A 21,086-nucleotide genomic window follows, 5' to 3' on the forward strand; every position below is an offset into this window, starting at 1 on the left:
GCAGCGCTGCCGCGACGCGTCCCACACTGAACAGTAATTGCGCCAAAAAAAACACCTGCCCGCAGGCAGGTGTTTTCGCATCCATTGGCGCTCAGCGGCGCTGCTGACGCCGGGTTGCACCGAGCAGGAACAGGCCGGTGGCGACCAGCACCCAGTCCGACGGTTCCGGCACGTCCCCTCGCGGCAGGACCTCGACCCGTGCCAGCTCGGCGCCGACCATGGTGGTGTCTTCGCCCGGCACCAGGAAGAAGGTCAGCGCCGGGAAGTCACCGGTCAGCGGGGCGAAATTGCTGTCGACCAGGGAAACGCCGAAGTCCGCGCCCAGTCCGGCCAGCGCTTCCTCGAAGCGCAGGTCGAAGCTGAAGATGCCGCCGAAGGTCACCGCCTGGCTGACCAGCGACAGGTTCTCGCTGGCCACCAGGGTGAAGCCGTCGGCGCGGTTGCCGCCCGCCAGCGACTCGAAGTACGCCTCGACGCTCTCGTCGAAATCGCCCTGCAGGTTGGTCACGGTCGCCTTGGCCGGGCCGACCCCGACCAGGCCGCCGAAGCTCAGGTCGAGGTAGCCCGACAGGCCGACCCAGTCGCTGGCGCCGGTATTGAGCGTGACGCGGTACAGCGGCCCGGCCAGCGCCGCCGGCGCAGCCGCGAAGATCGACAGCGCCAGCAAGGCGCGCAGGAACAGGTTCTTGAAGTTGGTCATGACAGTTTTCCCTTGATGTTAGAACGAGCCCGAGAAGAGTTTCGGCGTGTAGCCGATCGCCTTCTTCGACGGGTTGCTGAAGGTGACGGTGACGCTCACGCTGGCGCCCGGGGCGATGCTGGTCTCCGGCAGCGTCAGGTAAGGCGCGCCGTCGTGGGTGCCGCTGGCGCCGTCCAGGCTCACGCCCTCGGTCAGGCCCTGCAGCACGAAGTGCAGCGGGCCGGACAGGGTCGCGGCGGTGGTGTTGGTGAAGCTGACCTTGCCGCTGTACCTCAGGGTGGCGCGGTTCATCGTCAGGCCGCCCTGCGTGACCTTCACCGACGCGGTGACGTCGGCATACGGCGCGGTCAGGTCCAGGCTGACCACCACCGGGTCATGGTCCGAAGCGCGGTAGGCGTTCTCGCGATACGGATCCTGGACGGTGTCGCCCAGGTTGTAGTCGATGTGCTCCGGCTCGTCGGCATTGTTGTGCCACTCGGCGGCGCCGGCCACTTGCGCGCTCAGCGAAGCACTGGCCAGTGCATGGTCGAGATAGCCTGCCTGGCCGTCGAACACGTAGGAATACGGCATGCCTTGCGGGCGGACGAAGCGCTCGATCTGGTTGACCAGGCCCTTGCCGGTCAGCAGGTTGATCGGGTTCTCGAAGGCATAGGCGTTCATGTCGCCGATCACCAGCACGTCCGGATCGCCGGCGGCCTGCACCACTTGCGGGATGAAGACATCGGCCAGGCGCGTGGCCTGGTTGACGCGGGTGGTGTCCCAGCAGCCCTGGCCATTGCCCGGATCGAGGTCGCCGCCGGTAGCGCCGCCGCAGCTGGCTTTCGACTTGAAATGGTTGACGATCACGGAGAATTTGGCGCCATTGCCGGCCTTGAAGGTCTGGGCCATGGGCGGGCGGTTATTGATGCGGTCGCCGTCCGACAGGGCGCCTCCCACCAGCGAGACCACGGCCGGCTTGTAGATCATGGCCACGCGGATGGCGTCGGTCCCGGTTGCGGCAGGCGCCGGCACGGCCGCATAGACCGGCTGGCCGATGGCGGCATTGAGTTGCTCGACCAGGTAGCCGACGGCGACGTCGCCGTTGTTCTGGATTTCCATCAGGCCCACCACGTCCGCGTCCAGGCTCTTGAGCGAAGCCACGATCTGGTTGCGTTGGCGAACGAACTCGGTCATGTTGTCGGCGCCGCGGCATTCGCTGGCCGCGGTGCGCGAACCGATGGTGCAGCCCTGGCCGGTGCGGCCCCAGGCGTCGCCGCCGTTGGTGAAGGTGGTGAAGAAGTTCAGCACGTTGGCGCTGGCAACCTTGACGCCGGCCGGCAGGCTCGGCGCGGCCGGACGCGGATTGCTGCGCGAGAACTGCGGCGCTTCGGTCGGCTGCAGCTTGAACGCCGCGCCGCCGCCGCCGATCGAGCCGTAGTCGAGCACGCCCGTCAGGCCGGTCACGGTGTCGCCCGCGCGCACGGTATTGTCTTCGCCGAGGTAGGGAATCACGGCCGGGGCGGTGAAGATGCCGTCGTCCAGCACCACTTCGTTGGCGGCATTTTCCTGCGCCAGCGCCGCCGCTTCCGGCGAACCGGCCGGATAACGGTTGGTCGGATTCTCGCGGCGGCCATAGGCCAGGGTCAGTTCGCCGCGGTCGCCCAGGTACTTGTTCTGGTTCACGGTCAAGTCGGACACGAAGCGCACCAGCATGCCCTCATAGCGGGCCAGGTCGGCGTTCGGCAGCACGATGTTGGTCGGCGTTACCGACTGGCCGCTGGCCAGCTTGGTGACCTGCGCGATCTCGGTCAGCTCGGTATAGGTACGGTTGGCGCCGCTCGGGCGGTATTCGGTGACCTTGCCGCTCACGCGCACGCGGTCGCCCGGATTGATGCCGGTGACCAGCGCGGCATTGCTGTTGAAGACGTAGATGCCGTCCGAGGTCGTGGGGTCGCCGTCGCCCACCGGATCCTGCACGAACAGGCTGCTGCCCAGCTTTGCCGTCACCACGCCTTCGGTCGACTGCACCGTGCCGGCATAGGGGCTGGCCGGGCCGCTGCCCTGGATTTGCGGAATGCTGAGCTGGCCGGCGACGCTCACGGCCACGGTGCAGCTCTGTTCCTGGCTGTCGTTGTTGGTGAAGCTGACCTTCACCGGATAGCTGCCGGCCGCGGCGGCGGCGTCGACCTGCAGGGTCACGCTGGCGCTGGCGCCGATGGCGCCGGCCGGCGCCAGGCCGCTCAGGCTGATGCCCGGCGCGGCGCCGGAAACGATCACGGCATTGTTGACGATGCTGTCCTTGTCGCTGGCCGACAGCAGCGCCGAGCCGCCGCTGCCCTGCTGGACCTGCAGGCCCGCCGGGCAGCTGGCGACGATCGGCGCGGCGACCGGTTCGCCGGCCGAGCACATGTTGCGCGGGCTGGCGCTGGTGCGCGGGGCAACCGGGCCGACGCTGAAGTCGACGCCGTTCTGGTCGCTGTCCTGGCAGCCGTCCGATGCGCGCGCGGCCGAGCTGGTGTTGCCGATGCTGGCGGTCGGCGCATCGCCTTCGAATCCGTTGGTGCCGCTGCCGTAGCCGACCAGGTCGACCACCGTGGCGCCGGTCGGCTTGGTGCCGCTGAGAGCGGTCCCGTTCCTGACCAGCGCCACCTTGCCGGCCGCGCCGGCCATCGGGATGCTGCCGTTCAGGTCGGACGGGGTATCCGGCACGGCGGCGGCGCCGGCCGCCTCGCGGATCAGGAAGTACTGGCCCGGCTCGATCCGGGTGCCGGCCGGGATCCGCGTCACCTGCCACGAACTGCCGGTGCTCGACGCGTATTGCACGCTCCAGTCGCCGATGTCCACGGCAGCGCCGCTGCGGTTGAACAGTTCGATGAAATCGTGCTTGTAGGTGGCGACGGTGGCGCCGCTGCCGTTTCCGCCGGCGCCGTACACCTGGCTGATGACGATGTCGGGCGAGGCGGCAAGCGCCGATACCGACAGGCTGGCAAGCAGGCTGGCCAGGACGGTAAGGCGGCCGGGAGAAAGAGGCGATGCGGCGATCTTGTTCATGGGGTCCCTGATGTTTGATCCGGATCTATGTTTAAGGGGAATAACTTAGCAAAATGAAATTTATCATTGGAAAAAATTACTGTAAATGAATAAATTTACATCCTTGTGACATGTTTTTGATGTCATTGCCTCTACAACAGACGCGCGCGGAGACAAGGAAGCATGTGCTTCCTTCTCTCTCATAGGGAAGAGCCGGCTTTAGCGGGAACGGTAGGGTGCGGCGAGGGGCTCGCCGATGAAGAGACCTTGTGTTGGCCACGCAACACTCTTCCAGTAGGCTTCGATGGCGCTGTTGCCGCTCAGGTAGTGGCGCAGCAGGACGGAGGGGTTGGGGAACTTCTGCCAATGGTTGCACGGCTCGCTGACGGTGCCGTAGCTGGCGGTGGCGCCTGCTTCCAGCCAGCGCAGGCTGCTCATCTGGGAGGTGCCCAGCAGGTCGCCGCCGAGCGAGGTCAGGTGGTCGGCCAGGGCGCCGGGCACGAAACCGAGGGTCTCCAGCTTGGGCACCTGGGCCATGCCGGTCTGGTAGACCAGCACATCCTTCGCGCCTTCCAGCACGTCGGCCTGCATCACGCGCGTAGCGAGGCGGCGTCCGGGAATGCGGCCCGGGCGCGGGAAGAAGCCGGCGCGGGTGTTGCGCGCCTTTTCCGAGGTGGCGAGGTAATAGGCGGTGGCCGGCACGGTGCGAAAGCCGGCGGCCACGCCGCGGTCGATCAGGTCTTTCGCCCCCTGCACCGATTCGGTCGGCAGCAGCATCGAGATGCGCATCTGGTGGTCGGTGTAGGGGCGCGCCGACTTGCTGTTGAAATACGGACTGGGCTGGCCGGCGGCGCAGGTCTTGGCGCACTGGCTGCCGTCGAAGCCGAGGGTGTAGGCGCTGGTGATGGAATTGCAGTCCACCGCATACGGCGCGGTCCAGACCATCAGCACGGCCTGGATGTCCGGGCCCAGCTGGCTGTCGATCTCTCCCTTCAGAAGGCGCAGGCGCGCCGGGCTGATCGTGCGCGGCTTGCCGGGTATGCGCACGTGCACCACGTTGGCAGCCGGAATCGCGCGGCGCTTGCGGTAATACGCGCCGACCGCGACGCTGGACGGATCGTCATCGTTGATGACGATCGCCAGTTGCCGGGGCGTGAGCGCGGAGGCGCCGGTCGCGGCAAGCGCATATGGGGCATGGAGCGCGCCGGCGGCGCACAGCAGGGACAGGCAGCAGAGCAGGAAGGCGCGCAAGCGCGCACCCAGGTAAGCGTGCAGGGTCGGTCGCATGGATCGGTCGCAGGATGAACGGGGGCGGAGCCAGGACTCCGCCGCCATCATGCCACAGCTTGCCGTTCAGTCATCTCACGCCTGCCACGGGACCGGCCGCAGGCTGCCCTGCCCTTCAGTGCGTGCGCCGGGGCGCGGGACGCGCGCGGCGCCGCCATGCGGTCCAGCCCAGCACGCCCAGGCCGCCGATGAACATCGCCGTCGTGGCCGGTTCGGGTACGAGCGAGATCGAATACACCTCGAGGGCGTCGACCCGGAACAGCTGGCCGCCGGTGCTGCCATCGATGATGCTGGTGCCTTCGGACAGGCCGTCGCCATAGCTCACCTGCCAGGACAGCGCGGCGTTGAGCCGGTCGTTGACGAACAGGTCGGGGCCGGCGCCGAAGGTCGGGCCGTGGTTGGGCTCGTTGAAGGTCTGGCGTATGCCCCGGTTCGGCAGGATGTCGTCGGACTGGACCTGGCGCCACAGCTCGCCGGCCGTATAGTTGAAGATGAAGGCGGTGCGCTGCCAGTCGCGCGGGGTCTCGTGCCAGCCGTCGGTGGACGACCAGCTCTGCGGGTTATAGCCGCCCACGATCCAGCTCTGGCCGAAATCGTTGGTCACCTGCAGCAGCGTGAAGCTCATGCCGGCGCCGTCGGCGGCGTCGTGGAAGTCGCGCGAATTGTGGCCGGTCTGGCGGGTGTAGATGTTGCGCAGGTCCAGCGGCCCGGCGCCGAGCCAGCGTTCGAGCTGGCCGTACAGGGTCAGGTCCAGCAGCGGCGCGCCGCCCTGGGCATGGGCGGCCGGCGCCGCCAGGCCCAGGGTCATGGTAATGGCCAGGCCAGACGCTGCAAGCATTGTTTTCATGGTGCCCCCTCGCTCGGTTCAGTTGCGGGCATTGTATGCCCGCGTTCCGGAACAGGTTCACACGGTTCCGCTGTGCAAGCGAGCGCGGCGCTATCACTCGGCCATACGGCCCGGCCCTATGGCCACGCGATCGCGGCCCTGCCCCATGCCGGCGGCAGGACCGAGCGGAGTAAGGGCGTCTGACAAAACCCCGAGGGCAAGGCGTATCGCCGCAGTGGCGGACCACGAAGACCGTACGCTGGTACGGCAAGACGATACCAGGCCGCCATCGGGGGAATTGTCAGGCGTCCCGTCAGGCGCGCTGGTAGATGTCCTCGAAGCGGACGATGTCGTCCTCGCCGAGGTAGCTGCCGGACTGCACCTCGATGAGGTCGAGCGGCAGCTTGCCCGGGTTTTCCAGGCGGTGGGTGACGCCGATCGGGATGTAGGTGGATTCGTTTTCAGACAGCAGGCAGACCTTCTCGCCGCAGGTCACGCGCGCGGTGCCCGACACCACGACCCAGTGCTCGGCGCGGTGGTGGTGCATCTGCAGCGAGAGCTTCTCGCCCGGCTTGACCGTGATGCGCTTGACCTGGAAGCGGTCGCCGGCATCGATGCCCTCGTAGTGGCCCCAGGGACGGTAGACGCGGGTGTGGTGCAGGTGCTCGGTACGCGCCTTGCTCTTGAGGTGGTCGACCACCTGCTTGACGCGCTGGACCTGGTCCTTGTGGGTGACCAGCACCGCATCCTGGGTCTCGACCACCACCAGGTTGTCGACGCCGACCACGGCCACGATGCGCGATTCGGCGCGCACCAGCGAATTGGTGACGCCGTCCAGGTAGACGTCGCCGCGCCGGGCGTTGCCGTCGGCATCCTTGGGCTGCACTTCCCACAGCGCCGACCACGAGCCGACGTCGTTCCACCCGATGTCGGCCGGGACCACGGCGGCGTCGCGGGTCTTTTCCATCACCGCGTAGTCGATCGAATCGGACGGGCTGTCGGAGAAGGCCTTTTCTTCCAGGCGGCAGAAGTCGAGGTCGCGGTAGCCGGTGCTGACGGCCTTGCCGGCGGCGTCTGCGATGGCCGGCGCATGTTCCTGCAGCTCCTGGAGGAAGCGTTCGGCGTGGAACATGAACATGCCGCTGTTCCAGTAGTAGCCGCCTTCGTCGAGGAAGCTTTGCGCGGTGGCGGCGTCCGGCTTCTCGACGAAGCGCGCCACCTTGTAGCAGTCGCCGCAGTTGCTCACGGCTTCGCCGCGGCGGATGTAGCCATAGCCGGTTTCCGGGGTCTTCGGCACGATGCCGAAGGTGGCCAGCGCGCCCTGCCCCACCAGGGTCACGGCGCGTTCGACCGCGTCGCGGAAGGCGGCGCCGTCTTCGATGACGTGGTCGGCCGGCAGCACCAGCATCAGGGCTTCCGGGTCGATCGCCTTCAGGTAGTGGGCCGCGGCCGCCACCGCCGGCGCGGTGTTGCGGCCGACCGGCTCGAGCAGGATGCCCAGCGGCGTGATGCCGATCTCGCGCAGCTGCTCGGCCACCATGAAGCGGTGGTCGTTGCCGCACACGACCAGCGGCGCCATCACTCCCGGCCAGCCGGCCACCCGCAGCGCAGTTTCCTGCAACATGGTCCTGTCCGCCACCAGGGGCAGCAGCTGCTTGGGCAGCACGGCGCGCGAGAGCGGCCACAGGCGGGTACCGGCGCCGCCGGAGAGGATGACTGGATAAATTTTCATGCGCTTACTTTCTCTCTGATTTTTTCTAATGCGGTATCGGCTTCGACGTCGCTGTCCTTGCGGCGGGAGCGTCGGCGGTCACGCGCGTTCAGCCACTCTTCCGAGGAGTACTCGGAGGCGTGCTTCATCTCGCCCTTGCGGTCGACACTGTAATCTTTGAAAACTATCATTTCATTCAATGTTACATCATGCAACACCCGTGTGTATTCGAACAACACGCTACGCACGACCTCGGCGCCTTCGCAAATGTGGCTGCCGTGCCCGATCCAGGTCGGGCCGACGATGCGCGCGCCCGCTTCGATGCGCACGTTCGAGCCAATGTAGACCGGCCCCTCGATGACCGTGCCGTTCCAGTCGATGCTGGTGTTCAGGCCGGTCCAGACGCCCGGTTCGATCTGGATGCCCGGCACGTCCATGTGGTTGACCTCGCCGGTCAGCACGGTCTGCAGCACTTCCCAGTAGTCGCTCATGGTGCCGATGTCGAGCCAGTTGAAGGGGCGGCCCTGGGCGTAGAACGGCAGGCCGCGCTCGGCCAGCAGCGGGAACAGTTCGGAACCGATGTCGAAGGGCACGCCCGACGGGATCAGGTCGATGACTTCCGGCTCGAAGATGTAGATGCCGGTCGAGATGAAGTTCGATTTCGCTTCGGCTTCGGACGGCTTTTCCTGGAACTCGACGATGCGGCCGTTGGCATCGGTGACCACCACGCCATACGACGAGACCTTGTCCCACGGGACTTCCTTGGTGATGACGGTGGCCATCGCGCCCTTGCGGCGGTGCTCGAGCAACGCGGCTTTCAGGTCGAGGTCGATCAGGGCGTCGCCGCACAGGACGATGGTGGTGTCGTCGAAGAAGCCGCCGAATTCCTGGATCTTCTTCATGCCGCCGGCCGAGCCGATCGGTTCCGGCACGACTTCGCCGTCGTCCTTGATGTAGCCTTCGAAGGAGTAGCCGATCTGAACGCCGAACTGCTCGCCCTCGCCGAAGTACTCCTCGATTTTCTCGTGGAGCCAGCTGACGTTGACCATGATTTCGGTCACGCCATGCTTCTTGAGGTGCTCGACCAGGTAGGCCATCACGGGTTTGCCCAGCAGGGGGATCATGGGTTTAGGCAGGTCATAGGTCAGCGGGCGTACACGCGTGCCCTTGCCTGCAGCGAGAATCATGGCTTTCATCAGACCGTCCTTTACATAACTTAGATTATTTGGCTGTGGTTTGGTAGCGCCACACGTCGGCGCACATTTGAGCGACATCACGCTCTGCAGTCCATCCCAATTCTTCACGGGCCTTGGTCGGATCGGCATAGCACTTGGCCACGTCGCCCGGGCGGCGCTCCACGATCTGGTAGGGGATCGGACGCCCGCAGGCCTGCTCGAAGGCGTGCACCATTTCGAGCACGCTGTTGCCGCGGCCCGTGCCGAGGTTGTAGGTAACGATGCCCGGCGCTTTCGCCAGGCGATCCAGGGTCTTGACGTGGCCGATCGCCAGGTCGACCACGTGGATGTAGTCGCGCAGGCCGGTGCCGTCCGGGGTCGGATAGTCGCCGCCGAACACCGACAGCTTCTCGCGCTGGCCGTTGGCGACCTGGGCGATGTAGGGCACGAGGTTGTTCGGGATGCCGTTCGGCTCTTCGCCGATCAGGCCGCTCGCGTGGGCGCCGACCGGGTTGAAGTAGCGCAGCAGCGCGATGCGCCAGTCGGGTTCGGCCTTGGCCAGGTCGCGCAGGATGTCTTCGATCATCAGTTTGCTGCGGCCGTAGGGATTGGTGGCCGACAGCGGGAAGTCTTCGCGGATCGGCACCGAGGCCGGGTCGCCGTATACCGTGGCCGAGGACGAGAACACGATGGTCTTGACACCGAACTTGGCCATGGTCTCGAACAGGATGACGCTGCCGTTGACGTTGTTGTCGTAGTAGCGCAGCGGCTGCGCCACCGATTCGCCGACCGCCTTCAGGCCGGCGAAGTGGATCACGGCCTCGACCTGGTACGCGCCGAAGATGCGCTCCATGGCCGCGCGGTCGCGGATGTCGGCTTTTTCAAAGATGAAGGGCTTGTTCGTGATGCGCTGCACGCGTTCCTGCACCGATGCGACCGCGTTGGACAGGTTGTCCACCACGACCACCTCATGGCCCGCGCTCTGCAACTCGACGACGGTATGCGAGCCGATGTAGCCCATACCGCCAGTAACCAGGATCTTCATGTCGTTTCGCTCTCTGTGATATATAAAATATATTAATAATATTACAATAAATGGCGCAGCATATCACGGCTACGCCGGATACGCCCACACCCTACCGATGCCTGCCGCACGGGGCGGTCGGGTCGGCAGCGCTGCGGTCTCCACGCCTTGTCCTGCTCGGGGCTTGTTTTATTTGTGTGCGGTAACAGGCGGCTTCTGCGGCCGCCCTATCCCTGCTTGACTTGCCTGCCCTTGATGGCTTCCTTCAGGAACAGTCCGATGAAGGCCATGTCTTCGATGAAGTAGCGCCGGAACATGCGGCGCGGCTCCTGCAGGAAGCGGTAGAACCATTCGAGCCCGGACTTCTGCATCCAGAGCGGGGCCCGCTTGACCTTGCCGATGGCGACGTCGAAGGTGCCGCCGACGCCCATCGCGAAAGGAATCCGCATATGGGCCTGGTATTTGCCAAGGAACTGCTCTTTCTTGGGCGAGCTGATCGCCACGAACAACAGGTCGGCCTCGCTTTGACGGATCTGCTCGGCCACCTGGGCTTCTTCTTCCTCGCCCTTCCAGTAGCCGTTGCGGTAGCCCGCCAGCACCAGCTTCGGGTACTTGCGGGTATAGGTCTCGGCCACCTTGCCGACGACTTCCTCGCGCGCGCCCAGCAGGAACACACGCCAGCCCTTGTCGCCGGCGCGCCGCATCAGCGCCTCGAACAGGTCGACGCCCGCGACCCGTTCCTTGAGCGGCTTGCCGAGCAGGCGCGAGGCCCACACCACCGGCATGCCGTCCACGTTGACCAGCGCGCAGTCGTTGATAATCTGGCGCAACTCCGGGTCGCGGCTGGCCTTGACCAGCTTGTCCACGTTGACCACCACGTGCTGATGGGGCCGGCCGGACTGGATGAATCCTTCGACCTTGCCCAGTGTTTCTTCCATGGTCAGGTTGTCCACCTGACAGCCCATCAACGTGATCCGGTCATCCATGTGAGTCCTTTGCGCTTCGGTAATGCACCTATGCGGCAATGCCTTCCGGCGGTGCCGCCGCGAGCTCCCTTGCCAGGATCGCGACGATGCGTTCGGCCGCCTTGCCGTCCCACAGGTGGGGGCGGCGGCCCTGCTTGCCTTCGCCGCGCAAGACCTTCCTGGCTTCGCGCACGATGGCTTCGGGATCGGTGCCGGCCAGGACGTTGGAGCCCTCGTCGACCGTCACCGGACGTTCGGTGTTTTCGCGGATGGTCACGCAGGGCACGCCCAGTGCCGTGGTTTCCTCCTGCAGTCCGCCGCTGTCGGTGAGCACCACGGCCGCGTCCTTCCACAGGTTGAGGAAGGCCATGTAGGCCTGCGGGCCGGCCAGCGTGACGTTCGGCCCGAGGTCGATGCCGAACTTCTCGATGTTGGCGCGGGTGCGCGGGTGGACCGGGAAGATCAGCGGCAGGTCTTGCGCGATCTCCTTCAGTGCGCCGGCGATGCGGGCAAAGGTTTCCGGCTCGTCCACATTGCTGGGACGGTGCAGCGTGACCACGCCGTAGCGTCCGCCCTGCGCCTGGCGCTGCGCCTTGTAGCTGCTGGTCTCGAACGCCGAGGTATCGGCCTTCGAGAGCTTGTCGGCCTGGTACAGCACGTTGTCCACCATCACGTGGCCGACGTAGTGCACGGCGCCGTCCGGCTTGCCTTCGCGGCGCAGGTGCTCGCAAGCGGCCGGCTCGGTGGCGAAGAACCAGTCCGAGATGCTGTCGGTGACCAGGCGGTTGATTTCTTCCGGCATCGCCATGTCGCCGCTGCGCAGGCCGGCCTCGACGTGCGCCACCGGGATCGCCAGCTTCTTGGCCACGATCGAGCAGGCCAGGGTCGAGTTGACGTCGCCCACCACCAGCACGGCCGCGGGACGCTCGGCCATGCACAGCTCTTCGAAAGCGACCATGATCTTCGCGGTCTGCTGGGCATGGCTGCCGCCGCCGGCGGCCATGAACACGTCCGGCTGCGGGATGCCCAGCTCTTCGAAGAACACGTCGTTCATCTCGCGGTCGTAGTGCTGTCCGGTGTGGATGATCTTGAACGACAAGACATCCTGCGCCTGGAGCGCGCGCACGATCGGCGCGATCTTCATGAAATTCGGACGTGCACCGGCAACGAGATAAATCAGCATTTGGACATTTCCCTTTATAAATTTCTAATTTTATGCAAACAAACTGATTATTGTTTGTTAATGCAAGAACGTTATTGTAAACCTGCATTCGACCGGGACGGCGGACGATACGGTCGTGATCCTGAGCACTTCGCAAGGGCGCTTCGATTCGTAGGTGCGCGAGCACCAGCCGAGCGGCGGGTTCTCGGCCCCGCGCACCAGCTCCAGCTGCAGGTCGGCGCCGCTGGCCTGCAGCTGCAGCACGAAGCGCTTGCCGCGTACCGACAGCCCCTGGCTGGTCAGGCGCACGTCGAGTTCGGGCGCGAAGTGCCAGAACAGCTCGACCTTGTGCTGCTTGCGCGCCGAGACCTCGTCGCGCACGGTCAGGGTATTGCTGGCGCCGTCGAAGCGCACGCTGCGCATGTGGCGCACCGGGTCGGACAGGCGGGTATAGCCGTCGTGCGAGCCGCGGAAATCGAAGTCGTTCGGGCTGCTCGGCATGCGGTCGATGTGCGCCTCGGCCTTGCGCAGCCACATGAAGCGCCCGCCGCTGGTCGACTGGTCGAGGCCGTCGATGCGCACGGTGTTGTGGGCGGAGGTGCCGCGGAAGTAGTCGCGCCACTTCTGCTCCTGCCAGTAGGAATAGGTGCCGGGATCGATCAGGCACTCCTCGCCCGCCACCGACAGGGTCATGGCCAGCGCGTCGGCATGGCCATGGGCGGCGATGCCGAGGTAGCCCAGCGGGCCGCAGTCGAGCATGCCCTTGATCTCGCTGTGTTCGCCGAAGTGGTTGCCGAACAGGAGATAGCCGCCGTCCGGGAAGGCCCAGCCGGTGTCGACCTCGTGCGGATCGCAGTCGGGGCGCGAGCCGGGCAGCGCGTGCAGCAGCCAGCGCACGCCCGGATGGTTGTCGGCATGGCCGCCGAACACGGTGTCGCCCAGCGCCAGCAGCTGGGCGGCGCGGTCCATGCCGGAGGCGTCCAGGCGGAACACGGCGCCGTCGTCGGCGTCGCCCACCGCCGGCACGTGGCCGCCGACGTCGCGCACCGAGCGCAGGAAGCGCAGCGCGCGCTGCAGCGAACCCCAGTAGTGGCGCGGGAAAGGCTGGCCGCAGGCCTGGCCCATCAGGCCGGCCACGAACAGGAATTCGCTCGAGAAGATGTGGTAGGCAAAGGCCTGCTCGCGGTTGACGCCGTCGCGCGAGAACTGCAGCACGGCCTCGCGTTCGAGCTCGCTGCGCGCCTGCTCCAGCCAGTCGGCCGATTCCTTCCAGCACGGCCAGGTGCTGGCGCCGACGTACAGGCCGGCCAGTTCGCCGATCAGGTGGTTGTTGGCCGAGGAGTGGCGCGACAGGTGGCGCGCGATGCTGCGGCAGTGGGCATGGATGCTGCCCTGCCAGTCTTCGCGCAGCCGTTGCCCGGCGTCGCCGGCGAACAGCGGGCCGTTCTCGCCGCCCACCAGCTGCCACACCAGGCTCCAGTTGATCAGGCGGATGCCCAGTTCCAGCGAGCTGGTCCAGTTGGGGCCGGTCAGCGGCGGGCACTGCTCGAGCCAGCTGCGCAGCTGCTGCCCGAGGGCGTGCAGCCAGCGCTCCTCGCCGCTCACCGCCCAGGCTTGCGCCAGGCGCACCAGGTGCAGGTGGCGGTTCAGCTCCCATACGTGCTTGATGTCGCCGACCTGCTCGCGCCGGGTGATCGCGATGTCGCCCGCGTAGATGGCGGGTCCGACCACGCCGGTCTCGGGGTCGCGGTTCCAGGCGGTGGGGGCGCCGACGTCGTAGCGGCGTTCGGCGAACAGCACCACGTGGCCGGCGCAGATGCGCTCGGCGTCCAGCAGCAAGGCCTCGATCTCGTGCGGATCGAGGGCGGGTGCGCCCTGCACCGCCAGCGTGCGGGCGCGCGGCAGCGGCGCCGGCGCCGTGCGGCCGGCCATGCGCCGGCCCATCCGCGTCGCGGCCGCCTGCCGGACCCGGTATCCCACTTCCGCCACCGACATGCAGCGCAGCCGGTTCACCAGCCACCCTATCCTCACTGTTGCGTTCATCGCTCTCCCCCGTCTTGTGACCTCGTCACGTCTTGTTGGCGCTCGCTTGCCGCGCTGTGGTCCTGGAACCTCTTATTGCTTCTTAATTGTTGATACACCGCTGAAATCTGCCCGATCACGACGCTGGACTCGAATTCCTGTTCGATGGTGGCGCGCGCACGCCCGCCCAGGCGCCGGCGCTCTTCGTCGTCGCCGAGCAGCCTGGCCAGCCCGGCCGCCAGCGCGTCCACCTTGCCCGGCTCGACCATCAGGCCGTTGTCGCCGTCGCGCAGCGCATCCGGAATGCCGCCGACGCCGGTGCTGAGCACCGCCTTGCCCGCCGCCATCGCTTCGAGCAGGGCCATCGGCAGGCCCTCGGCATGCGAGGGCAGGCAGAAGACCGCGGCGCGCGCCAGTTCCTCGTGCTTGCGCCGGGCGGTGACCCAGCCCAGTTCCTCGACCCGGTCGAGCACACCCAGCTCGCCGGCACGGCGCTTCACCTTGTCCAGTTCGCCCTGGCCGCCGATCGCCAGCCGCGCCTGCGGAAAGCGGTCCTTGAGCAGGGCCAGCGCCTCGATCAGTTCGTAGATCCCCTTGCGCGGCTCGACCTGGCCGAGGAACAGGATGCGGCCCGGTTCGGCCACGTCCGCGGCCGGCGGCGGCAGCGGCACCGAGTTCGGGATCACCACCACCCGCGCGCGCGGCGCGAAGCCGTGCAGGTACTCCGCCCAGCGGCTGGACAGCGCGATGACAACCGAGCTTTGCTCCAGCGTGTGGCGAATCCAGCGCTGCATGCGCGGACCGGAGCCTTCGATGAAGGCGTCGAAACAGGCGCCGTGCAGGTGGAAGACGGTGTTGGCGCCGCTCGCGCGCGACAGCGCCAGCAGCACCGACTTGCGCACGAAGCTGCCTTTCGACGCCGCATGCGCATGCACGATGTCGGGACGGCGCGCCAGGCAGGCCAGGGTGCCGGCCAGCCCCTTCAGGGCGGCGCCGATCTTGGCCGGGCGCGATCCTTCGGCATGGGTGGCCACGTAGCACACGCCTTCGCGTTCGAACAGGCCGTTCTGGCGCAGCAGCGAGACCACGGTGGCGACACCGCCGCGACCGCCGGGCTCGGTTCCCAGCATGAGCACCCGTGGCGAGGCATGCGTCGCCGCTGGCGCTGCTGGTGCCGATGCCCGGTTCATGCCATGTGCCTTTCCCTCACGCGCTCAGAAGCGCAGATGCAATTCAGTTTGCAAATTAGAAATTTTTTTGGATGGTACAACAGTGTTTACTCCCGGAAGCGCACGATTCGATGCCTGCCGGACTCCCGTGTTGCTTTTTCAACCCGGACGCGGCAAGATTTTTGTGTACGTTTCTGCAACAATCCGGCCCAGAATAGCATAGGTGCGGTGGCTGTTTACGTACGCTGGGCCACGTTTCGCGAACTCGGCGGCAAGCGCCTTGTCGTCCAGCAAGCGCTTGACCGCCTGTGCGAACGGCCTGGCCTCCATCGGCGCGCACAGCCCTGCCCCGCTCTCGTCGATGACCAGTTGCTGGTCGGGGATGTCGTTGGCGACGCTGGGAATGCCCAGCGCCAGGTATTCGACCAGCTTGGTCGGCGAGGACACGTCGAACAGGGTGCCGCGCGGGATCGGCGACAGTCCGACCTCGGCCCGCAGCGCGTAGCCGAGCGCGCTGCGCTGGGGCAGCCAGCCGGTCAGCAGCACGTGGTCCTGGATGCCGCGCCGCGCGATCTCGGCGCGCATCCAGTCCATTTCGTCGTTCGAGGCGGCGTCGCCGGCGATCACCAGCAGCAGGTCGGGCACGTCCCGCTTCAGTTCCGCGGCCACCTCGAGCAGGAAGTCGGAGCGGCGCGCCTGGGCGATGCGGCCCAGGTAGAGGATCACACGGCGCCCATCAAGACGCGGGTCCTCGCTCGGCGCGACGGCATTGCGGTCGAACAGGGTGGCGTCGACGCCCATCGGCACGGCCGTCATGCGGGCGCGCTCGAAGCCGCGCGCCGCCAGCCAGGCGGCCATGGCTTCGCTCTGCACGAAGATGTGGTGGGCGCCGGGCAGCACCAGGCGGTAGATGACCAAGCGCGAAGCCCAGGCGCGCAGGGCGTGGGCGCACCACGTCAGGCCCTTGCCGCGGCTGCCGATCTCGTCGCGCCGCACTTCGAAGCCTTCGACGATCGGGAAGGACATCCAGTACACGAAGGGCACCCGCAGCACGGCGGCCGCCAGGCGTCCGAGCAGGCCGGAGGCGATCTTGTCGCGCACCTGGATGCAGTCCGGCCGCACCCGCTGTCGCGCGCGCAGCAGGCCGCGCAGGTCCCAGAGCGGCGACAGGACGGCGGCGAAGCGCGACTTCAGGCTGCCGACCGTGTGCATGCCCCCGGCCGGCCACGGCGCGCCGGCGTCGCCGTCCTCGCCGCCGGCCTGCCCCACCAGTTCGCTGTGCACGCCGTAGCGCGGCATTTCGGCGCCGAACAGGGTCGCCACGTCGGCGCGCAGCGGCGGCAGGGGATCACGGACGATGAAGGCGATGGACAGGGGCTTGCGCATACGGTTTGAAAGGATGAGCCAGGCCAGCCGATTCTAGCGCAGGGTGTCCCGAGCACGCTTCGGGCGCGGCGCGCTAATGTGCGCTGCAGCACGTTCGGCGCGAAAAACCGCGGCCGGCCTGCTTCAGTGCATGGAGCTGCGCAGGGCCGAGGCCTCGAAATAGATCTGGCGGATCACCGGATGCTCGGCGGCGACCGCCGCCTCGAGCCGGGCGATCGCCTGCTCTACCTCGTCGATCCGCATGCCCCGGCGGAACTGGACCGAGGCCGCCAGCAGGACTTCCTCCGGTCCCATCTGCATGGTGCGCAGGCTGCTCACGCTGTCCAGCGCCGGCTCGCGGCGGAACAGCGCGTACAGGGCGGCCAACTGGTCGCGGTCGATGCTTTCGCCGACCAGCAGGGCGCCGGTTTCGCGCGCCAGCATGAAGGCGGCGCCGATCAACAGCAGGCCGATCAGAATCGTGGCGACCGGATCGGCGTACGGGTTGCCGAGAAACTGGCCAAGCGCGATGCCGAGCGCGGCAATCGCAAGGCCCAGCAGCGCGGCCGAGTCTTCGATGAAGACCGTAAACACCGACGCATCCTTGCTCGCGCGCACTGCCTGCCACAGGCTGGCGCCCGGCTTGCGCACCGCGTTCAGGGCCTTGCGCGACAGGTTCCAGCTGTAGCCTTCGAAGACGGCGGCCACGCCCAGCACCACGTAGTTCCAGAACGGGTCTTCCAGCGGAGGCGGATCCTGCAGCGCGTGGATCCCGTGGTAGATCGACAGTCCGCCGCCCAGCGAAAACACCGACAGCGCCACGATCAGGGCCCAGAAGTACAGGGATTTGCCATAGCCGAAGGGATGCTTGCGGTCGGCGGGACGGTTGCTCCTGCGCTCGCCGAGCAGCAACAGGAACTCGTTGCCGGTGTCGACGGCCGAGTGGATGCCCTCCGCCACCATCGCCGCGCTGCCCGTGATCCCGGCCACGATGAACTTGGCGGCCGCGATCCCGAGGTTGGCGCCGATCGCCGCATAGATCACTTTCTGGGAACCTTCGCGTCCGCTCCCCTCCGTGCTGGACTCGTCTGTGGAGGGGTGCTCCGGATTGCTGTCGCGCGTGGCGTCGTTCATGGGTTTCTCCCGATCGGACCGCCAGAATGGGCCCGTGCCGGCAGCGCGTCTGTGCGCCCCCGCACCGCCTCGCGCCTCAGGCCGCGGCGCGGCTTTCCTTCCACTGCACCAGCACCGGCAGCAGCGCGGCGCTGGCCTGGCTGTCGAGCTTGCGGCAGAAATGGGCGTTCGAGGCGCGGATGCGCTCGAAATCGCCGCTGTCGAGTACCTTGGGATTGCGGGCGCCGTGTTCCGGCCATTGCACGTAGCGGTAATTGTCCGAGAGCACGCGGCCGGCGAAGCGCGAGTGCATGACCAGGGTCTGGAACAGCATCTCGTCCGGGCACTGGACGGTGCGCATGGAACGCATCAGGCGCGGGTGGCTGTCGGCCAACTGCAGCACTTCGGCCAGGCAGGCGCGCGACAGGGCCCACCACGAGGAGCCGCCATGCGGCACGAAGCCGTCCGGCAAGCGGCGCCGCCGGCCGCTCAGGCGCAGCGCGCGGTTGGCCAGGGCGCAGGCCAGGCGTTCCAGGCGCCCGCCTCCTTCGCGGTGGAAGAACTGGTAGCGAAAGCCCACGTTCCAGCCGCCCGGGCGGATCGGCGCCGTCTCCAGCAGTTCGTGATCTTTCAAGCGGGCCAGCTCGCGCTTGAGCAGGGCATTCGGCAGCAGCGGAAAGTCCTGGGCCGACAGGAACACGACTTTGTCGAAGTCCGGCTGCTCGCGCAGGATCTGGCGCAGCGAGACCAGGGTGGCCTGCACCTGCGAGAAGCCGCCCCAGCGCACGTCGATGCGCGGGGCCACCCGGCGCGCGGCGGGGTGCAGCGCGGCGGGATCGAGCGTGCTCTTGCGGTCGAGGTGGACGTAGACGGTGAAGTCCGGATCGGACAAGGCCTCGACCAGCGCATTGAGCTGGTCCATGTCCTTGTGCGCGCAAATCAGGAACACCTGTTTCATCGCCTTCCCCCTCAAGCAAAAAAGTCCTCTGCAGCGCTTGCCGCAGAGGACTTTTGCTGCGCGCCGAGTCTAGCATGGCGTGCAGGAGAAAGCGCGCCCGGTTCAGCGGGCGCCGTCCTGTCAGTTGATGGTCACCGTCTGGCCACCCACCGTCACGGTGCGCACCGAACCCGAGCTCGAGATGTTCACGCTCGGCTTCTTGCAGCCGACGTCGAGCAGCACCAGGTACTCGGCGGTCGCGTTGGCGTCGGCCTTCAGGTAGAAGGCGCCGTGGTCCTCGACCACGTTGGTCTTGGCGCCCGGACCGATCCACTTGGCGAAGCTGGCGTTGGTGTTCAGCGACCGCACGCACAGCGACTGGGTGCCCGCCACCACCTTGACGTTCTGGCCGTTCTCGACCGTCATGATGGCCGGGGTGTGCATGTTCCACTCGTAGGTACGGGCCACGGTGCTCGACAGGCGGTCGCGCACCAGGATCGCGTTGCCGGCTTCGCGCAGGTGCCAGACCTGGCGCTTGGCCACCGTCAGCTGGCCGCCATACGATGGCGTGGCGTCGCCTTCCGCGTAGTCATAGCTCGGCTGGGCGGTGAAGGCGGTGATGCGGCCGTTGCGCTGCAGCTGTTCGCGGTAGCCGGTCACCATCTGGCCCTTGCCGCCGTCGAAGGTGATCGCGTTCTGCGAGCGGGTCTGGTGGTACCAGTCGGTCCAGTACGGCGAGCCGTACCAGTCGTACCAGCCGGCCTTGACCAGCAGCGGCTGGCCGGCGCTCGACAGCAGCAGTCCGTTCTGGTCGCCGTGGCTGTGGTTGAACGAGCCGTAGGGGCTGGACTTGAAGAAGGTCGAGATGCGCGAGCTCGACGCCAGGTTGCTGTGCATCGCGACCCAGCCGACGGTCGGGTAATAGGCCGAGTCCGACGGCGCCGCGTAGACCTTGGTATCGGTCACCGGCAGCGGATACTGGGCCTGGAGCAGCGACATCGCGTCTTCCATGCCGGTGGTGTTCTTCACATACCAGGCGGCGCGCGGCGACCACATGCGCGAGGCGAAGGCGCGGAACACGCGCGGGTCCGGCTTGGTCTCGCTCGCATCGCCGAAGGCGTGGGTGCGCGCGCCCGGCGGGATGAATTCCATCGCGAAGTCGAGGAAGCCCAGGGTCCAGGGCTTGCCGAAGAAGTTCACGCCGCTGGCATGGGTGAGCGGGTCCCACAGGGCCAGCAGGTAGCCGGCCGCGTACTCGGCGTAGGCGGTGCCGTTGGCGTAGCCGCCTTCCGGGCCGCCCCACGGGTTCGGGCTCAGGGCGTAGGCGCGGAACGAGAAGTCGAACCAGTTCTGGGCTTCCGGGATGTCGCCCAGGGTCAGGGTCGAGATCAGGACCAGGAATACCAGGCTGGTATTGCCGTGCGAATCGAACGGGTACTGGTCGAGGCGGCCGTTGTCGCCGGCCAGGTTGTTGTACATCTCGTTGGTGCGGGCCTTGATCGAACCGAGCCAGCGCGCCTTGCGGGTGGCGTCGAGCGAACCGGCCAGCAGGTCGATGGTCTTGGCCAGGCCCCAGGCGATCTGGCGGGTGGCCTGGTCCTGGTTGACGTAGCTGGTCGGGCCGGCCGGGTTCAGGGCCGCCAGTTCGTCGCCGCGGCGCAGGGCCTCGGTCAGGTAGACGCTCTCGCCTTTCAGACGCCACATCAGGGCCGCCGCTTCCATCTGGCGGCTGGCTTCGTTGATGCGCTGGCGCACGTCGGTCTGCTGCGAGGCCATGGCGGCGGTCAGCGGCGAGCTGATGACGATCGACCAGCGCGAGTCCGACAGCGAGGGCACGGCGGTGATCTGGGCCTTGACTTCGTTGCCGAGGCGGCTCAGGTAGGGTTCCAGCGTGGTGCGCTTGTCATAGTTCCAGGTCGAGAACGGCGTGACCGAAGCCGGCAGCGAACGCGGACGCGCCTTGGACAGGATGCGGTTGCGCAGGGTAGCGTTGTCCGGCACTTCGAACACGTTCGAGCGGCTGGTGATCGAGAAGGTGCGCAGGCTCGACCAGTCGTTGGTGCCCACCGGGCGCACGCGCCAGGTGTAGTTGCCCAGGGCCAGGGCCTTGGTCGGCAGGTACCAGTTGCGTTCGACCACCGCCTTGGTCGGCGTGCCGCCGACCGGGGTGATTTCGATTTCGTAGCTGGCCGGACCGGTCGAATGGCGCGCCCAGGTGAAACCGGGGGGATTCTGCGCCTGCACCTGGTTCATTTCAGGCTTTGCCTGGACGACCAGGGGATCGGTCGACTGGACCCAGTCGGCACGGGCATTAACGCTCGCGAACAGCGAGACGAAAGCAGCGGCCAGGACCAGGCTTTTCCGTTGAAATTGCATGTGGGTGCTCCGAGAAAAAATCTTGAAATTCCTTGCCCCGGACCGGTGAGCGCGGCGGGACTTGAGAACGTTTGCTGCGCTTGCTAGCGACTTACTCGACAAGGCTTATGCTACCCCAAAGCAAGTTGAGCACAGGCAAATTCCCCAAAGAAATCACAGTTTTTTTGCTTGCTTTGCAGAAATCCCACGTCAAATTTTCAACATTTACCGAACAATATTTGCAGGCTTTTAACGGTCGTAAACCG

The 21,086-nt window shown here is 66.8% G+C and carries 15 protein-coding genes; all 15 read right to left on the reverse strand.

All coding sequences use genetic code 11. The features are described from left to right. Window positions 1-91 precede the first annotated feature (91 nt). The 15 genes from AB3347_RS16785 to AB3347_RS16855 all read right to left on the reverse strand — a co-directional run bounded on the left by AB3347_RS16785 (window position 92) and on the right by AB3347_RS16855 (window position 20,841). Window positions 92-700 carry an NF038129 family PEP-CTERM protein gene (locus tag AB3347_RS16785; protein ID WP_369092931.1) on the reverse strand — a complete coding sequence of 203 codons (609 nt, stop codon included), beginning with the start codon at window positions 698-700 and terminating at the stop codon, window positions 92-94. 18 nt (window positions 701-718) lie between these two features. Then, on the reverse strand, window positions 719-3,730 hold the full coding sequence (locus AB3347_RS16790; RefSeq protein WP_369092932.1) for an ExeM/NucH family extracellular endonuclease: 3,012 nt from the start codon (window positions 3,728-3,730) through the stop codon (window positions 719-721). Window positions 3,731-3,928: 198 nt separating this feature from the next. Beyond that, on the reverse strand, window positions 3,929-4,996 hold the full coding sequence (locus tag AB3347_RS16795; RefSeq protein WP_369092933.1) for a TIGR03790 family protein: 1,068 nt from the start codon (window positions 4,994-4,996) through the stop codon (window positions 3,929-3,931). A 115-nt stretch (window positions 4,997-5,111) separates the two neighbouring features. Then, complete coding sequence (locus tag AB3347_RS16800; protein ID WP_369092934.1) at window positions 5,112-5,843, reverse strand: PEP_CTERM-anchored TLD domain-containing protein; 732 nt, start codon at window positions 5,841-5,843, stop codon at window positions 5,112-5,114. A 292-nt stretch (window positions 5,844-6,135) separates the two neighbouring features. Continuing rightward, window positions 6,136-7,554 (reverse strand): mannose-1-phosphate guanylyltransferase/mannose-6-phosphate isomerase, encoded by a 1,419-nt coding sequence (locus AB3347_RS16805; protein WP_369092935.1) that lies wholly within the window; start codon window positions 7,552-7,554, stop codon window positions 6,136-6,138. Then, complete coding sequence (locus tag AB3347_RS16810; RefSeq protein ID WP_369092936.1) at window positions 7,551-8,729, reverse strand: sugar phosphate nucleotidyltransferase; 1,179 nt, start codon at window positions 8,727-8,729, stop codon at window positions 7,551-7,553. Before AB3347_RS16810 ends, AB3347_RS16805 begins: the two co-directional genes overlap by 4 nt. Window positions 8,730-8,754: 25 nt before the next feature. After that, window positions 8,755-9,753 (reverse strand): UDP-glucose 4-epimerase GalE, encoded by a 999-nt coding sequence (galE, locus tag AB3347_RS16815; protein ID WP_369092937.1) that lies wholly within the window; start codon window positions 9,751-9,753, stop codon window positions 8,755-8,757. A gap of 206 nt (window positions 9,754-9,959) precedes the next feature. After that, the gene (locus tag AB3347_RS16820) at window positions 9,960-10,718 is read right to left on the reverse strand and encodes a WecB/TagA/CpsF family glycosyltransferase (protein ID WP_369092938.1); all 759 of its coding nucleotides are present in this window, start codon (window positions 10,716-10,718) and stop codon (window positions 9,960-9,962) included. A gap of 28 nt (window positions 10,719-10,746) precedes the next feature. Continuing rightward, window positions 10,747-11,880, reverse strand: coding sequence for a non-hydrolyzing UDP-N-acetylglucosamine 2-epimerase (gene wecB / locus AB3347_RS16825; RefSeq protein ID WP_369092939.1), 1,134 nt, complete (start codon window positions 11,878-11,880; stop codon window positions 10,747-10,749). 57 nt (window positions 11,881-11,937) lie between these two features. Continuing rightward, window positions 11,938-13,902, reverse strand: a complete 1,965-nt coding sequence (locus AB3347_RS16830) for an alginate lyase family protein (RefSeq protein WP_369092940.1) — start codon at window positions 13,900-13,902, stop codon at window positions 11,938-11,940. Then, the gene (locus AB3347_RS16835) at window positions 13,899-15,071 is read right to left on the reverse strand and encodes a glycosyltransferase family 4 protein (protein ID WP_369092941.1); all 1,173 of its coding nucleotides are present in this window, start codon (window positions 15,069-15,071) and stop codon (window positions 13,899-13,901) included. The genes AB3347_RS16830 and AB3347_RS16835 overlap by 4 nt, the downstream gene beginning before the upstream one ends. A gap of 138 nt (window positions 15,072-15,209) precedes the next feature. After that, a complete protein-coding gene (locus tag AB3347_RS16840) occupies window positions 15,210-16,436 on the reverse strand; it encodes a glycosyltransferase (protein WP_369092942.1) in 1,227 nt (408 codons plus the stop codon). A 123-nt stretch (window positions 16,437-16,559) separates the two neighbouring features. Beyond that, complete coding sequence (locus AB3347_RS16845) at window positions 16,560-17,549, reverse strand: cation diffusion facilitator family transporter (protein ID WP_369092943.1); 990 nt, start codon at window positions 17,547-17,549, stop codon at window positions 16,560-16,562. Window positions 17,550-17,625: 76 nt separating this feature from the next. Next, window positions 17,626-18,486, reverse strand: a complete 861-nt coding sequence (locus AB3347_RS16850; protein ID WP_369092944.1) for a beta-1,6-N-acetylglucosaminyltransferase — start codon at window positions 18,484-18,486, stop codon at window positions 17,626-17,628. Window positions 18,487-18,606: 120 nt separating this feature from the next. Next, window positions 18,607-20,841 (reverse strand): DUF4962 domain-containing protein, encoded by a 2,235-nt coding sequence (locus AB3347_RS16855; RefSeq protein ID WP_369092945.1) that lies wholly within the window; start codon window positions 20,839-20,841, stop codon window positions 18,607-18,609. Window positions 20,842-21,086: the final 245 nt, after the last annotated feature.

It is taken from the genome of Massilia sp. X63 (assembly GCF_041023745.1).
In the GTDB taxonomy this organism is placed as follows: Bacteria; Pseudomonadota; Gammaproteobacteria; order Burkholderiales; family Burkholderiaceae_D; genus Telluria.

Excerpts from the sequence above, each read along its gene's own strand:
- AB3347_RS16785 (WP_369092931.1), bottom strand. The coding sequence starts at position 700 with ATGACCAACTTCAAGAACCTGTTCCTGCGCGCCTTGCTGGCGCTGTCG.
- AB3347_RS16790 (WP_369092932.1), bottom strand. The coding sequence starts at position 3,730 with ATGAACAAGATCGCCGCATCGCCTCTTTCTCCCGGCCGCCTTACCGTC.
- AB3347_RS16795 (WP_369092933.1), bottom strand. The coding sequence starts at position 4,996 with ATGCGACCGACCCTGCACGCTTACCTGGGTGCGCGCTTGCGCGCCTTC.
- AB3347_RS16800 (WP_369092934.1), bottom strand. The coding sequence starts at position 5,843 with ATGAAAACAATGCTTGCAGCGTCTGGCCTGGCCATTACCATGACCCTG.
- AB3347_RS16805 (WP_369092935.1), bottom strand. The coding sequence starts at position 7,554 with ATGAAAATTTATCCAGTCATCCTCTCCGGCGGCGCCGGTACCCGCCTG.
- AB3347_RS16810 (WP_369092936.1), bottom strand. The coding sequence starts at position 8,729 with ATGAAAGCCATGATTCTCGCTGCAGGCAAGGGCACGCGTGTACGCCCG.
- galE (WP_369092937.1), bottom strand. The coding sequence starts at position 9,753 with ATGAAGATCCTGGTTACTGGCGGTATGGGCTACATCGGCTCGCATACC.
- AB3347_RS16820 (WP_369092938.1), bottom strand. The coding sequence starts at position 10,718 with ATGGATGACCGGATCACGTTGATGGGCTGTCAGGTGGACAACCTGACC.
- wecB (WP_369092939.1), bottom strand. The coding sequence starts at position 11,880 with ATGCTGATTTATCTCGTTGCCGGTGCACGTCCGAATTTCATGAAGATC.
- AB3347_RS16830 (WP_369092940.1), bottom strand. The coding sequence starts at position 13,902 with ATGAACGCAACAGTGAGGATAGGGTGGCTGGTGAACCGGCTGCGCTGC.
- AB3347_RS16835 (WP_369092941.1), bottom strand. The coding sequence starts at position 15,071 with ATGAACCGGGCATCGGCACCAGCAGCGCCAGCGGCGACGCATGCCTCG.
- AB3347_RS16840 (WP_369092942.1), bottom strand. The coding sequence starts at position 16,436 with ATGCGCAAGCCCCTGTCCATCGCCTTCATCGTCCGTGATCCCCTGCCG.
- AB3347_RS16845 (WP_369092943.1), bottom strand. The coding sequence starts at position 17,549 with ATGAACGACGCCACGCGCGACAGCAATCCGGAGCACCCCTCCACAGAC.
- AB3347_RS16850 (WP_369092944.1), bottom strand. The coding sequence starts at position 18,486 with ATGAAACAGGTGTTCCTGATTTGCGCGCACAAGGACATGGACCAGCTC.
- AB3347_RS16855 (WP_369092945.1), bottom strand. The coding sequence starts at position 20,841 with ATGCAATTTCAACGGAAAAGCCTGGTCCTGGCCGCTGCTTTCGTCTCG.